The sequence below is a fragment of the Mesorhizobium sp. L2C084A000 genome, from assembly GCF_000502875.1.
Lineage (GTDB): Bacteria > Pseudomonadota > Alphaproteobacteria > Rhizobiales > Rhizobiaceae > Mesorhizobium.
Window position 1 is genome coordinate 142,177 of record NZ_AYWX01000003.1, and the last position, 12,873, is coordinate 155,049.

A 12,873-nucleotide genomic window follows, 5' to 3' on the forward strand; every position below is an offset into this window, starting at 1 on the left:
CGATTGAAATTCCCTGCGGATCGGGTACCGACATTTTGACCAGCGCCTGCCACTATTCTCACAACCAAACGCCGTGTCAACGAGAGCGGGTTTTTATCTATAAGAGACCGACTTGCCCTGGCAGGTCGCGTTGGGTAGCTTCTGCGCCTACGGCTAATGGAGCCGATGGGGGAGATATGGCGCAAGTCGCGATCAGCAAGGTGGCCAAGGCCTTTGGAACGGTCAAGGTTCTGCACGAAGTCAGCGTCGATATCGCAGACGGACAGTTCGTGGTGCTGGTTGGCCCTTCGGGTTGCGGCAAGTCCACGTTGCTCAGGATGGTGGCTGGGTTGGAGACCGTCTCCGCCGGCACGATCGCCATCGGCGACCGCGTCGTCAATCATCTGCCGCCGGCCAAGCGCGACATCGCCATGGTGTTCCAGAACTATGCGCTCTATCCGCACAAGACGGTCGAGCAGAACATGGCCTTTGCCCTCAAGCTCAGGAAAACCGATCCGGCCGTGGTCGCCGAGCGGGTCAAGCGCGCCGCCGATATCCTCGACCTCAACCCTTATCTGAAGCGCTATCCCCGCCAGCTTTCCGGCGGCCAGCGCCAGCGCGTGGCCATGGGCCGCGCCATCGTGCGCAATCCGCAAGTGTTCCTGTTCGACGAGCCGCTCTCCAATCTCGACGCCAAGCTGCGCGTGCAGATGCGCACCGAGATCAAGGAGCTGCACCAGCGGCTGAAGACCACTACCATCTACGTCACCCACGACCAGATCGAAGCCATGACCATGGCCGACAAGATCGTCGTCATGCGCGACGGCCGCATCGAGCAGGTCGGCGCGCCGCTCGAACTGTTCGACAGACCGGCCAACCTGTTTGTCGCCGGCTTCATCGGTTCGCCCTCGATGAACCTGCTCAAGGGCGTCATGCGCAAGGGTGCCAGGCCCGGTGTCGACATTGCAGGCACGCTGTTCCCGATTGCACCAGGCAATGCAGCGCAGGATGGCCAGGCTGTCGTCTATGGCGTGCGCCCGGAGCATCTCGAGATCCATCCCGATGGCGTGCCAGCGAAGATTTCGGTGGTCGAGCCGACCGGCTCGGAAACGCTGGTGTTCCTGCGCTTCGGCGACGGCGAGATGGTGGCGCTGTTTCGTGAGCGGCACGACTTCAAGCCCGGCGACACGCTGACCCTGAAGCCCCGGCTCGATCAGATCCACCTTTTCGACGCAGAGACCGGCAAGCGTCTCTGATCCCAACTCACGAGGAATACCATGCTCAAAGGCATCAACCCGCTGCTCAATGCCGACGTGCTGCAGGCATTGCGGGCAATGGGGCATGGCGATGATCTGATCATCGCCGACACCAATTTTCCGTCCGATTCGGTGGCGCGCCAGACGGCGCTCGGCCGCGTGCTGCGCATCGATGCCTCGGCGGCGCAAGTGGTCAAGGCGGTGCTGTCGCTCTACCCGCTCGACACATTCGTCGATGATTCGGCCGCACGCATGGAGATTGTCGGCAAGCCGGACGAGATTCCGCCCGTGCAAAGCGAAGTGCAGAAGGAGGTCGACAACGCCGAGGGCAAGTCGTGGCCGATGATCGCGGTCGAGCGTTATGCTTTCTACGAGCGCGCCAAACAGGCCTATTGCGTGATCCAGACAGGTGAGCGCCGCTTCTACGGCTGCTTCGCCTTCCGCAAGGGCGTCGTGCCGCCGGATGCGGAGTAGCGGCATGGCTTCGGGCAAGCCGGTCGTCATGAAGCCGGTCGTCATCCTGGGTGTGTTCGTCGCCGACACCGCCTACAGGGCGCAGCGGCAGCCGCGCATGGGCGAAACCATCCTCGGCACATCCTTCACGCTGGGGCCGGGCGGCAAGGGCTCGAACCAGGCCGTGGCCGCCGGGAAGCTCGGCGCCGACGTCACCTTCCTCACCCGCCTCGGCGTCGATCCCTTCGCCGACATGGCCAGGCAGACCTGGGCGCAGGCGGGCGTCAAGAATGCCGTCATCGACACGCCGGAAAGCTACACCGGTGCCGCCTACATCTTCGTCGAGGAGACCACCGGCAACAACGCCATCATCGTCAGCCCCGGTGCCGCCATGCTGATCTCGTCAGCCGATATCGAGGCCAATGCCGGGCTGATCGGCGGTGCCGGCGTCTTTGTCACCCAACTCGAACAGCCGATCGAAGCAGCCATGCGGGCGCTGGAGATCGCGCGTGGGGCAGGGGTGACGACGATCCTCAATCCGGCCCCCGCGGCAAAGCTTCCCGACCGCATCTACACGCTCTGCGACTACCTCACACCCAACGAGACCGAGACGGAGGAACTGACCGGGATGAAGGTGTCCTCGGTCGACGAGGCGCGGCGCGCCGCGGACAGCCTGCTCGAAAAGGGGGTCGGCACGGTCATCGTCACGCTCGGCGACAAGGGCGCGCTTTTGCACTCGAAGACCCGCTCGGACCATGTTCCAGCCGTCAGTGCCGGGCCGGTGGCCGAAACCACGGGGGCAGGCGATGCCTTCAATGGCGGGCTTGCCGCAGCACTTTCGAGGGGCGTGGAGCCGCTGCAAGCGGTGCGCTTCGCCTGTGCCGTCGCTGGCATTTCGGTGACCCGGCCAGGGACCGCGCCGTCAATGCCGACGCTTCGGGAGGTCGAGGCGCTGCTGGCTGGGGGATAAGATCGGCTTGGCTGACTGGCCGCTGACGCCGCCTCCGGCCAGTTCTTGAGGCCCTATGGTTTTTTCGAACGCAAGCTTGTGGAGATATTGCGCAGCGGGCCTGTGAAGCGCCAGCTTCTGGACTGATGCAAGGCCGCGACTTGCATCTGGCACGCTTGCAACCTTTGTTCGATCTCGTCCTTCTCGTTCCTGGCATCCGAAGCGGCGCTCTGCAGCCCGACGCTGCTTTGGTGAGCCGCCTCAAGCGCACTGCGCAACCTTGAGATTTCAGAATGCAATGTCGCCTTCTCGGCTTCAGCGCTTGCAAGCATCGGTCGGATCGTCTGCACATCCTCCCAGGCAAGGCGCGCTACCAGATCCCCGACGGCACGGCGCATCTGCTCGCTCCAGGCCCTGGGATCAACGCGCATGAGGCGCGAGTATTCGGATTGTTCCTTGCTGGCGTTCGGTATCCAGACTCGCAAGGCCGAAGGCCACCAGCCGGCTCTGTCGGCGATATCAAGCAGTGTGGCGAGTTGGGATACTGCGGAGTGCCGTGATTTTTTCCATGCGGCGCTGAAATGCAGGACGGTTGGAACGCGGCAATAGGTGAAGGGGTTTCGCGGATTCTCGCGCATGATTCGCCGCCACAATTGCCAGTCCCCGGCCGATGCGACGTCTTCGGGCCAGACATCTCGCGACGGCAGGCAATCGGCCCGATACAGGAAGCAACTGGCGGGTATCGTGTTGCCGACCTCAGTGAACCCCCTGAACTCGTCGGCCAGGTCCAGATTGGTCAGGAAGGGGGCTGCGATGCCATCGGTGGAAACCCACAGCGCCTGACTGTACGCGATGGCAGCTCCAGTTTTGAGGCCATCCGCCAGGATCTCAAAATGATCCGGAAACAGGAGGTCGTCATCGGCGGCAAAGCCAATCAGCTCGCCGCGTGCCTCACGCAGCACGATGTTGCGGTTCGCGTAGCCGAAGTTCGGCGCCTTGGGGAGATCGAAGAAACGAATGCGGCTGTCATGGAAGGCTTCGACCACCTCGGCCGTGCCGGCCGCGCAGCCGTCGCCGACGACCAGCAATTCAAAATCGTCGACGGTCTGGTCCAGCACCGATTGGATAGCCACACCGATGACATCCACGCGCGAGTGCGTCGGCATGAGGATGGAAAAGCGGGGCTTGCTCACCATCCCTTCGCGCTGCCGAAATCATGGGGGATGAGATCGGTATCGATCGGCAGGCGATACTTATCGGGATTTGCGTGATCGTATTGTATCGTTGGGAAGTTGATGGCGACCACGTCGGATGTTCCGATGTTTCGGTCGGCATGCCAGACAAATTTCGGAATATTGACCAGGCGTGGATGATTGCTGGAGAGGTAAACCTTCGAAATCTTGCCGTATGTGCTGGATTCGGGGCGAGGGTCATAAAGGACCAGTTCCATCTCGCCGCTGATCACAAAATAGCGGTCCTCGTGCAGCTTGTGCAGGCCCCACCCTTTCACCAAGCCAGGGCGAATTGTGAACATGTAGGAAAAGACCAGCGGGTCGGCATGCCAACCCCAGCGCGGGTCATAGATCTCCGTGACGCTGCCGCGGTCGTCATTGTGCCGGATGCTGTCGAAAAAGGACATGCCGTCCACAAGAGGCGTGGTGCTTTGCCGCTGCTCGTCCAGAGTCCGTTGATCCTGCTGGGCGGCGGCAAGTGTGGTCTCCAGAAGATTCAGGCTGGTGTGATCGCTCATGAACAAAGTCCCCGCTGTTTGACTGCCTTCAGATCGACCTTCCTCTCACAATTTTCGATGGATGTCCTGATCGAGCTCACAGGTTCGTGCAGCCATGATGACTTTTTCGGGGGCGGTTGGATGGGATCGGAGACAGGGGATGGCCAGACGTGCGGGTGCGCGCCGGCGTGCGACTGACAGGATTTGGGCGGCGCCTTGCTTGCGCCGGTTGACGCGACCAGAGCGCGGCGTCGTCAATGCCGACGTTGCAGAGGCGGTTCCTGGGTCTATGCTTGGGAGATCAAACTCAGATCCGAGACAATCCGAGTTGCCTCATCCAAGATGATTTTTTGACAATCAATGTCGACATTTCTCTGAAGCCAAGGGCTTGATACCCTTGAGAGAAATGGCGCGAGTGACGGGGCTCGAACCCGCGACCTCCGGCGTGACAGGCCGGCACTCTAACCAACTGAGCTACACCCGCGCATGGCGAACACGTGTCAGCCGTGTTCGTCGTTGGGGCGCTGGATAAGGGGTTCGCCACCGGGTGTCAAGCGTGACAGGACAGCATAACAGCAAACAGGAGAAGGTTTTTTGACAGCCGGCGTTTTGTTGGCAAAACCGGCATCCAACCAGGGCGTCCTGCATTCATTTGGCCTTGCGAAGCGGACCCTGACCGCTTAAAGGTCCGGCCCGGAGCGGGCGATTAGCTCAGTTGGTAGAGCGCTTCGTTTACACCGAAGATGTCGGCGGTTCGAGCCCGTCATCGCCCACCATTCCATAGTCCATTCAAACTGTTGCCAGACACGGAACCGAGTCGTCTGGTTCGTGCTGCACTCAAGGCGGCAACAGACGGAAATCATTGCCCTCGGGCAGCAGCTGTCCGCCATCGACAACAATGGTCGTGCCGGTGATGTAGCTGGCATCGTCGGAGGCGAGGAACAGGAAGGCGTTGGCGACGTCGCGCGGGCTGCCGAGGCGGCCGAGCGGAATGGAGTCCTCCATGTTCTTGATGTAAGCCGCGCCGCGATGCAGCTCGATGGCTTCGGTCAGGATGTTGCCGGGCTCGACGCCGTTGACGGTGATGCCGTAGCCGGAGAATTCCAGTGCGGCGGCGCGGATGAAGCCGTTGATGCCGGCCTTGCTGGCCGAATAGTGGCCATGGCCCGGGCTGGTGACATGCGGGCCGGTAATGGACGAGGTGTAGAGCATGCGGCCGAAGCCTTGCGCCTTCATCGGCACCAGGGCCGCGCGGCTGGCATTGAAGGTGCCGCGCAGATTGACCGCCATGACGCGGTCCCAGTCATCAGTGCTGGTGTTCTCGATCAGCTGCCAGGGATAGATGCCGGCATTCTGCACGATGACGTCGAGGCGGCCATGGAGTTTGAGCGCCAGCGCCACGGCGGCCTCGGCGTCGCTCATTTGCGAGATGTCGGTGCGGATGAAGGGGACGCCCAACTCGCCAGCGGTGGCTTGCCCGGCCTCGACCTCGGTGTCGGCGAGCACCAGCCTCGCGCCTTCCTCGGCAAAGCGTAGCGCGATGCCCTTGCCGATGCCGCGGGCGCTGCCGATGATCAGCGCTACCTTGTCTTGTAACCGATTGGTCATGCGAGCCGTCCTGTCATGCGAGTCTTTGGCGAATGGTTTGCTTGAAGGCGTCGAGCAGCACGGCCGCCAGCACCAGCAGGCCGTGGATCACCTGGGTGAAATTGGCCGGCAGGCCCATCAAATTGATCGCCGTGTTGATGGCCGAGAGCAAAAGCACGCCGGCATAGACGCCGGGGAGGGTGCCGACACCGCCTTTCAGGCTGACCCCGCCGATGACGACCGCGGCGAACGCGTTGAACAGCAGGCCGACGCCGAGATTGGCGGTGGCGCCCGAGGTGCGGATCGCCAGCAGCCAGCCGGCAAGGCCGGCAATGGCGCCGGCGAGAACGAAGGCGATGATGAGATTGCGGTTGACGCGGATGCCGGCGCGGAAGGTCGCCGTCTCGTTGCCGCCGATCATCACCAGATGCCGGCCGAACGGCGTCTTGGCCATGATCAGCGAAAAGACGACGAAGCAGCCAACCGCGATCCAGGCGGTCAGCGGCAAGCCGATCAGGCGCTGGATGCCGAACCAGCGGATGGCCGGCGCCAGGTCCTGTGCCGAGCGGCCGCCTGACACGACCAGCACGAGGCCGCGCACCCAGATGTAGGACGCCAAGGTAATGATGAAGGCGCTCATCTTCACCTTGACCACCAGATAGCCGTTGAAGGCGCCGATGAGGCCGCCGACTGCCAGCGCCAGCAGCAGCGAAACCGGAACCATCAGCCATTCGGGATGCAGCTGCACGCCCATGCCGATGCCCGACGAGCAGAACAGGATGCCGACCGCCATGGCGCTGAGCGCTGCGACGGATTCGACCGACAGATCCATGTGGCCGGCGATGATCACCAGCGCCAGGCCGATCGACATGACGCCGAGCACGCTGGAAGCCTCGATGATGTTGGCGAAAATGCCGAGCTGAAAGTAGTTCGGGACGAAGATGGAGAAGACCACCAGCACGAACAGCAGCATGAACCAGACGAGGTTGTCGAGTACGAACTCCAGGGCTTTGCGTGTGCGCGGGTTCATGGGCTGATCCGGTTGGCGCCCCGCGAAATCAACTCGATTTCGTCGGGTTAAGGCGCGGATTCAAATTCGCCACGGCATCCTTTCGGACGCGGCGGTGTGAAGGGGCAGGCTCCGGGCCGTTACGGCCCGGAGCGCTTTCAATGACTATTCGACCGACTTGACGGTGTCCGTCGGCGGCTTCTGGTTGCCCCAGAAGGCCGGATTGTCGACGTTTTCCTTGGTGATGGCGGCACCGGGGATCTTGATGTTCGGACCCCAGGCTTCCTTGGTCACGGTCGATTTCAAGCCGAGCACGTCGTATTCACCGGGCTTGATCTCTTGCTTCTTGACGATCTTGTCCATGAACATGGCGACAGCCGCGGCCTGCGCGTAGAGCGGCTGCTCGATTTCGGCGTTGAGCCAGCCCTTGCGGATCAGGTCGAGGCCGACCGGAGCGCCGTTCGAGCTCATCAGCATGACGTCGCCCGGCTTCTTGCCGGCTGCCTCGAGCGAGGCGACGGCGGCGACCGAAAGGTGCGCGGCATGGCTGAAGATCAGGTCGATGTCGGGGTTTGCCAACATCTGGTCGGCAACGATTGTGCCGGCATTGCTGGCTTCCCATTGCATGGCCGGAAGCGAGATGATCTTGACGTCCGGAAACGCCTTCATCTTCTCCTCGAAGCCCTTCTGGATGTCGAGCGTATAGGGATCGCCGGGATCGCCGAGCACCTGCAGAACCTTGCCCTTCACCGAGCCGTTCTTGGCTTTCAGCAGCTTCTCGGCCTGGTCCGCGGCGACGTAGCCGATCTCGACCGTTCCGGCGACAGAGGTGAAGTCGGATGGCGTCGAGGTGATCTGGCGGTCGAACTCGACCACCGGGATGCCGGCGGCGCGGGCTGCCTCGATCGACGGTTTCAGTGCATTGAAGTCAACTGCCGCCAGGATGATGGCCGCCGGCTTCAGCGCGATGACATCGTTCATCTGCGATTGCTGGGCGTCGGTCTTGTTGTCGGCGTTCAGCGTCTTCATCTCGTAGCCGGTCTGCTTCAGGAACAGTTCCAGCGCGCTCACCGAGCCGGTCTGAAACTCGTCCAGCAGGGTCGGCACCATATAGTAGACGATACCCTTGGACTGGGCGAATGCCGGCGTGAGCGTGGCAAAGGCCAGTGCAAGGATACCGAAGACAGCAAGAAGTATTCGCTTCATGTCGTTCGCTCCTCTTAAGCCGGACCCCTCTTTGTCCCTCAGCCTGTCGGTCCGGCACCGGCAAGCGTCTCACCGGTGATCATGTTGATCACCGCATCGGGACTTGTTTTATTGCGTGCGACATCGCCGGCCACGACGCCTTGGCGGATCACCACGATCCGGTCGGCGACCTGAAAAGCCTGCTGCATGATATGGGTGATGATGACGACGCCGATGCCCTGGTTCGCCACCTGGCGGATCATGTCGAGGCCGCGCCGCGTCTGTTCGACCCCGAGCGCTGCGAACGGTTCGTCTAGCAGCACCAGCTTGCCGCCCCAATGCACGAACCGGTTGAGCTCGATGGCTTGCCGCTGGCCGCCCGAAAGGTGCTCGACATTGGCGCGCAGCGAGGGAATGCGGGTGCCGGCACTGGCCAGCGCCTTTCCGACGACGGCTTCCATGGCGCGCTCGTCGAGCACGGGAATGCCGAAAACCTGTCTGGTGATTTCGCGGCCCATGAAGAAATTGGCGACNTGGCGCGCTCGTCGAGCACGGGAATGCCGAAAACCTGTCTGGTGATTTCGCGGCCCATGAAGAAATTGGCGACCACGTCGACATTGGTGCACAGCGACAGGTCCTGGTAGACGGTCTCGATGCCGGCTGCCTTGGCCTCTGCGGGCGACCGGGCAAGGAACTCCTTGCCCTCGAACAGCATTCGGCCGGAGGTCGGCTCCAGTCCGCCGGCGATAATCTTGACCAGTGTCGATTTGCCGGCGCCGTTGTCGCCCAGCAGCGCCACGACCTCGCCCTTGCCGATCGAGAAGCTGATGCCCTTGAGCGCTTCGATCGCGCCATAGTTCTTGGTGACGTTGTCGAGCACCAGCAGGGGTTCACTCATGCCGCAATCTCCCTGCCTTTGAGAAGGTCGCGCTCGCGTTCGCGTTCGGCCGCGAACATCTGCCCGAAGCGAGGTGACAGCACCCCGGAAACCGCAAGGGCGGCGGCGCCGCGCAGCACGGAATGCTGTCCGCCGCGCGCCACCACAACCCTCGGCGTCGTGCGGTCCTTGCGGGCCGAGACGGAGTTGTGCAGGCCTCCGGCCGAACCAGCCAGCATTTCGAGCAGGTCGGTGGACGCCAGCCCGCCGAGGATGACCGTCTCCGGGTCGAACAGGTTCTCGATGACGGCGACGGCGTTGTGAAAGATCGGTGCGACTTCGGCGACCCAATCCGCCTCGCTGCCGTTCCAGCGCCGGAGCGCCTCGAGCGACAAATATCTTTCGAGGCAGCCGCTGTTGCCGCACGGGCAAGCCTCGCCGCCCGGAATAACGGGAATGTGCCCGATCTCGCCGGCATTTCCCCAGGCGCCGCGCAAGGCGCTGCCGTCATGAATCATGACACCGCCAAGGCCGACGCCGAAATAGAGATAGTAATATTCGGAAAACTGGGCGCCGAGGCCGTAGAGGCGCTCGCCCATGGCGGCTGCTGCCATATCGGTTTCAAAGAAGGCCGGCAATCCGGTGGAGGCCGCCAGCCGTTCGCGCAGCGCTACATCCTTCCAGCCGGTCATGGTGGTCGGCCCCACGAAACTCATGGACTCCACGTCGAATGGGCCGGGCAGGGCCATGCCGACGCCTAGCACCCGTCCGCCAGCCCGTAGTCTGGTCAATTCCACCACCATCGCCCCGATCAGCTCGAAGGCGTGGTCCGGCGTCGCATTTGGCGCCTCGCGGTAGATGCTCTCGATCACGTCGCCGCTCAGATTGATCAAGGCGGCGCTGATACCAAGCGGAGTGATGTGGATGCCGACGGCATAGCCCCCATCGGGGTTGATCCGGAGCGTCGCTGGCGGCAGGCCGCGCCCCTTCGGCTCTTCGCGCAGCGACAGGATGTAGCCCTGATCTTCCAGTTCGCGAACGATGGTCGACACCGTCTGGACGGTGAGGCCGACGCGCCGGGCGATCTCGCCGCGGGCGATCGGTCCATGCAGGCGGATGGACTCAAGCACGATGCGCCGGTTGTACGGCCGCCCGAACTCCTGATTGGTCCCCCGCAGTGCCATGATTGCGCCCCTTAGGAGAGCGCAGCTTTGCATTGCTTATTTATTCAGTCAAATGGAATTCAAAAATAAATTCACGACGAAGTTTTCCAGGGAAGGCCTTCGAGGACGTATTCGGTTCAGGACCTGCTCACACGCCGCCCTGGCTGATTGCCGCCATGTCGAAACCGTTTCAAAGGTGGGCGAACCCCGCGACCGTTGATCCGACAAAGCATGGAGCAAAGATGATCGAATTGCCGTTTGCCCGCGACGAGTACCAACAGCGGCTACGAAAAATCCGCACCGAGATGGCCAAGCGCGGTCTCGAGCTCCTTGTTGTCAACGACGTTGCCAACCAGCATTACATCACCGGCTATGATGGCTGGTCGTTCTATACGCCCCAGGTCGTGCTCGTGCCAATCGAAGAGGTCGAGCCGGTCTGGATCGGGCGCGCCATGGATGCGGCCGGCGGTCTTCTGACAGCCTGGATGAAGCCGGAAAACGTGGTTGGCTTCCCGGAAGACCATGTTCAGCGCGTCGATCGCCATCCGATGGACTGGATCGCAAACTGGATCGTCGCCAGGGGCTGGGGGAGCAGACATATCGGCATCGAACTCGAAGCCTATTATTTCTCCCCCAAGGCGCACGCCCGGCTTGTCGCCGGACTTCCCAACGCAAAATGGCACGATGCCGACCTGCTGGTGAACTGGATCCGCGCGGTCAAATCGGCGCCCGAGATCGCGTATTTGCGCAAGGCATCGACCCTGGCCGAAGCGGCCGTCACGCGGACCTTCGAGGTGATTGCGCCGGGTGTTCGCGAATGCGATGCCATCGCCGCCATCCAGGCGGCGCAGATTGCGGGCAGCCCGGATTTTGCCGGCGACATCACCGCGCTTCCACCGACAATCCTCGGTGGCGAGAATGCCTCGGCGCCGCACATCATGTGGAGCGACAGGCGGTTCGGGGAAAACGAGACGATCGCGCTGGAACTTGCCGGCGTCTGCCGCCGCTATGCCGCCGGCCTCGCCAGGACCATGCAGCTTGGCAAGACGCCGACAAATGTTTCGGACACGGCAAAAGCGGTGATCGAGGGCATGGATGCGGTGCTCGACGCGGTCAGGCCGGGAACATCAGCCGAAGCCGTCGAAGCCGCCTGGCGCAAGGTCATCCAGCGCTACGGACTGAAGAAGGAATCGCGCATCGGCTACTCCATCGGGGTTGCCTATCCGCCGGATTGGGGCGAGCACACGATCAGCCTCAGGCCGGGCGACAAGACCGTGCTTGAACCGGGCAATGTCGTTCATTCCATCCTCGGCATGTGGATGGACGGCTGGGGCATCGAGATCAGCGAGACCATCCTGGTCACCGAAACCGGCCATGAGACCCTGACGAAGTTCCCGCGAGAGATCCATGTCAAATCCTGAGGGTTCGGCCACGGCGGGTGGTGTTGCGAAAACCGTGACGACCGATATCGCCGCCGGAATTCTCGATCGGATGATCGAGGTCCGCCGCCATCTGCACCGCAATCCCGAGCTCTCGAACCAAGAGGCCGGCACGCAGCGTTATCTCAGGCAGATGCTGGTGGATCAGGGGATTGCCGACATTCGCGACGTCGCCGGCTTTGGCCTTGCCGTCGATATTGTCGGCACCGGCAAGCCGTCAAATCGAAAGGTCGCCATTCGCGCCGACATCGATGCCTTGCCGATCGAGGAGGAGTCCGGCGTCGAGTATGCATCGACGAATCCAGGCGTGATGCATGCCTGCGGCCACGACGCCCATGCATCGATGGCTTTCGCGGTCGCCGCGCATCTCCACCAGTCGCGGGACAGTTTTGGCGGTACCGTTCGCCTGATCTTCCAGCCGGCGGAGGAGGACGAACCGTCGGGCGGCAGGCGGGTGGTGGAAGAGGGGCTTCTCGACGATATCGACGCCGCCATCTGCGTCCACGTCGATCCGTACACACCGACCGGCAAGATCGCCGTCGGCTCCGGTCCCTACACTCTGGCCTGCGACACTTTCGATGTGGCCGTCATCGGCTCGGCGTCACACGCGGCAAAACCGCATGAGGGTGTCGATGCGTTGGCCGTGGCTTGCTCCCTGGTGAGCGAATTGCAGAAGATCGTTTCGCGCGAGATCGACCCGTACGATCCGCTGGTGATTTCCGTGACGGCCATCAACGGCGGCAACGCCTACAATGTCACCGCCGGCAAGGTCACGTTGAAAGGCACCATCCGCAGCGGCAGCGATGCAACCCGCGAGCGTGCCTGGCGCCGCATTCGTACGATAGCCGATGGGGTAGCGACCAGCCACGGCGCGCGTGTCGAGGTCGACATCCACAAGGGCGAACCGGGGGTTGTCAACGATGTCGAGATGACTGAACTGATTGCCGCCAGCGCCAAGGCCTGCATCGGTGCCGACAACGTCCTCAACACGCCCGGATGGACGATCGCGGACGACTTTGGCTACTACAGCGAGAAACGTCCTTCGGTCTATTTTCGGCTGGGAATCCGAAACGAGGCGATCGGATCGGTCTTTCCGCTCCATCACGCCCGGTTTCGTGTCGACGAGGCCGCGTTGAAGGTCGGCGCGGCCACCCTGGTTGCGGCAGCGACGGCGTTTCTGTCGATGGAAGCGCCTTAGTCAGCCATCATGATGGTCATCGGCGCATGGGGCAGGAGCCCAGGATCGC

Annotated in this window: 11 protein-coding genes, 2 tRNA genes and 1 pseudogene; 6 read left to right on the forward strand and 8 right to left on the reverse strand. The window is 62.6% G+C overall.

Translation table 11 applies throughout. The features are described 5' to 3' along the window. Positions 1–176 precede the first annotated feature (176 nt). From ugpC to rbsK, 3 genes are read left to right on the forward strand one after another with little or no spacing between them, the layout of a single operon-like run. Positions 177–1,235, forward strand: a complete 1,059-nt coding sequence (gene ugpC, locus X735_RS156400) for a sn-glycerol-3-phosphate ABC transporter ATP-binding protein UgpC (protein ID WP_023810294.1) — start codon at positions 177–179, stop codon at positions 1,233–1,235. Between the two features lie 21 nt (positions 1,236–1,256). Then, entirely contained in the window at positions 1,257–1,709 is a 453-nt protein-coding gene (locus X735_RS156395) for an RbsD/FucU family protein (protein ID WP_023810295.1), read from the forward strand. A 4-nt stretch (positions 1,710–1,713) separates the two neighbouring features. Then, on the forward strand, positions 1,714–2,658 hold the full coding sequence (gene rbsK, locus X735_RS156390) for a ribokinase (RefSeq protein ID WP_023810296.1): 945 nt from the start codon (positions 1,714–1,716) through the stop codon (positions 2,656–2,658). A 53-nt stretch (positions 2,659–2,711) separates the two neighbouring features. Here the strand turns inward: rbsK and X735_RS156385 are convergent, their stop codons facing one another. From X735_RS156385 to X735_RS156375, 3 genes are all read right to left on the reverse strand, one after another. Continuing rightward, a complete protein-coding gene (locus X735_RS156385) occupies positions 2,712–3,833 on the reverse strand; it encodes a glycosyltransferase family 2 protein (protein ID WP_023810297.1) in 1,122 nt (373 codons plus the stop codon). Next, the gene (locus X735_RS156380; RefSeq protein WP_023810298.1) at positions 3,827–4,387 is read right to left on the reverse strand and encodes a dTDP-4-dehydrorhamnose 3,5-epimerase family protein; all 561 of its coding nucleotides are present in this window, start codon (positions 4,385–4,387) and stop codon (positions 3,827–3,829) included. Before X735_RS156380 ends, X735_RS156385 begins: the two co-directional genes overlap by 7 nt. Positions 4,388–4,773: 386 nt before the next feature. Further along, a tRNA-Asp gene (locus tag X735_RS156375) sits at positions 4,774–4,850 on the reverse strand. A gap of 216 nt (positions 4,851–5,066) precedes the next feature. Here X735_RS156375 and X735_RS156370 point away from each other — a divergent pair. Next, positions 5,067–5,142 (forward strand) — tRNA-Val (locus tag X735_RS156370). 61 nt (positions 5,143–5,203) lie between these two features. On the opposite strand, the gene X735_RS156365 is transcribed toward X735_RS156370, so the two are convergent. From X735_RS156365 to X735_RS156350, 5 genes and pseudogenes are all read right to left on the reverse strand, one after another. Continuing rightward, entirely contained in the window at positions 5,204–5,974 is a 771-nt protein-coding gene (locus tag X735_RS156365) for an SDR family NAD(P)-dependent oxidoreductase (RefSeq protein ID WP_023810299.1), read from the reverse strand. A gap of 13 nt (positions 5,975–5,987) precedes the next feature. Then, positions 5,988–6,983, reverse strand: a complete 996-nt coding sequence (locus X735_RS156360) for an ABC transporter permease (RefSeq protein ID WP_023810300.1) — start codon at positions 6,981–6,983, stop codon at positions 5,988–5,990. 144 nt (positions 6,984–7,127) lie between these two features. After that, entirely contained in the window at positions 7,128–8,168 is a 1,041-nt protein-coding gene (locus X735_RS156355) for a sugar ABC transporter substrate-binding protein (RefSeq protein WP_013532176.1), read from the reverse strand. A gap of 38 nt (positions 8,169–8,206) precedes the next feature. Beyond that, a pseudogene (locus X735_RS01000000165705) lies at positions 8,207–9,045 on the reverse strand (ATP-binding cassette domain-containing protein). Further along, positions 9,042–10,208 carry an ROK family transcriptional regulator gene (locus X735_RS156350; RefSeq protein WP_023810301.1) on the reverse strand — a complete coding sequence of 389 codons (1,167 nt, stop codon included), beginning with the start codon at positions 10,206–10,208 and terminating at the stop codon, positions 9,042–9,044. Before X735_RS156350 ends, X735_RS01000000165705 begins: the two are co-directional and overlap by 4 nt. A gap of 221 nt (positions 10,209–10,429) precedes the next feature. On the opposite strand from X735_RS156350, the gene X735_RS156345 reads away from it, so the two are divergent. Both X735_RS156345 and X735_RS156340 read left to right on the forward strand, forming a co-directional pair. Next, entirely contained in the window at positions 10,430–11,608 is a 1,179-nt protein-coding gene (locus X735_RS156345; protein ID WP_023810302.1) for a M24 family metallopeptidase, read from the forward strand. Beyond that, the gene (locus X735_RS156340) at positions 11,595–12,824 is read left to right on the forward strand and encodes an amidohydrolase (protein ID WP_031212928.1); all 1,230 of its coding nucleotides are present in this window, start codon (positions 11,595–11,597) and stop codon (positions 12,822–12,824) included. Before X735_RS156345 ends, X735_RS156340 begins: the two co-directional genes overlap by 14 nt. The last annotated feature ends 49 nt before the right edge of the window (positions 12,825–12,873 follow it).

Excerpts from the sequence above, each read along its gene's own strand:
- ugpC (WP_023810294.1), top strand. The coding sequence starts at position 177 with ATGGCGCAAGTCGCGATCAGCAAGGTGGCCAAGGCCTTTGGAACGGTC.
- X735_RS156395 (WP_023810295.1), top strand. The coding sequence starts at position 1,257 with ATGCTCAAAGGCATCAACCCGCTGCTCAATGCCGACGTGCTGCAGGCA.
- rbsK (WP_023810296.1), top strand. The coding sequence starts at position 1,714 with ATGGCTTCGGGCAAGCCGGTCGTCATGAAGCCGGTCGTCATCCTGGGT.
- X735_RS156385 (WP_023810297.1), bottom strand. The coding sequence starts at position 3,833 with ATGGTGAGCAAGCCCCGCTTTTCCATCCTCATGCCGACGCACTCGCGC.
- X735_RS156380 (WP_023810298.1), bottom strand. The coding sequence starts at position 4,387 with ATGAGCGATCACACCAGCCTGAATCTTCTGGAGACCACACTTGCCGCC.
- X735_RS156365 (WP_023810299.1), bottom strand. The coding sequence starts at position 5,974 with ATGACCAATCGGTTACAAGACAAGGTAGCGCTGATCATCGGCAGCGCC.
- X735_RS156360 (WP_023810300.1), bottom strand. The coding sequence starts at position 6,983 with ATGAACCCGCGCACACGCAAAGCCCTGGAGTTCGTACTCGACAACCTC.
- X735_RS156355 (WP_013532176.1), bottom strand. The coding sequence starts at position 8,168 with ATGAAGCGAATACTTCTTGCTGTCTTCGGTATCCTTGCACTGGCCTTT.
- X735_RS156350 (WP_023810301.1), bottom strand. The coding sequence starts at position 10,208 with ATGGCACTGCGGGGGACCAATCAGGAGTTCGGGCGGCCGTACAACCGG.
- X735_RS156345 (WP_023810302.1), top strand. The coding sequence starts at position 10,430 with ATGATCGAATTGCCGTTTGCCCGCGACGAGTACCAACAGCGGCTACGA.
- X735_RS156340 (WP_031212928.1), top strand. The coding sequence starts at position 11,595 with ATGTCAAATCCTGAGGGTTCGGCCACGGCGGGTGGTGTTGCGAAAACC.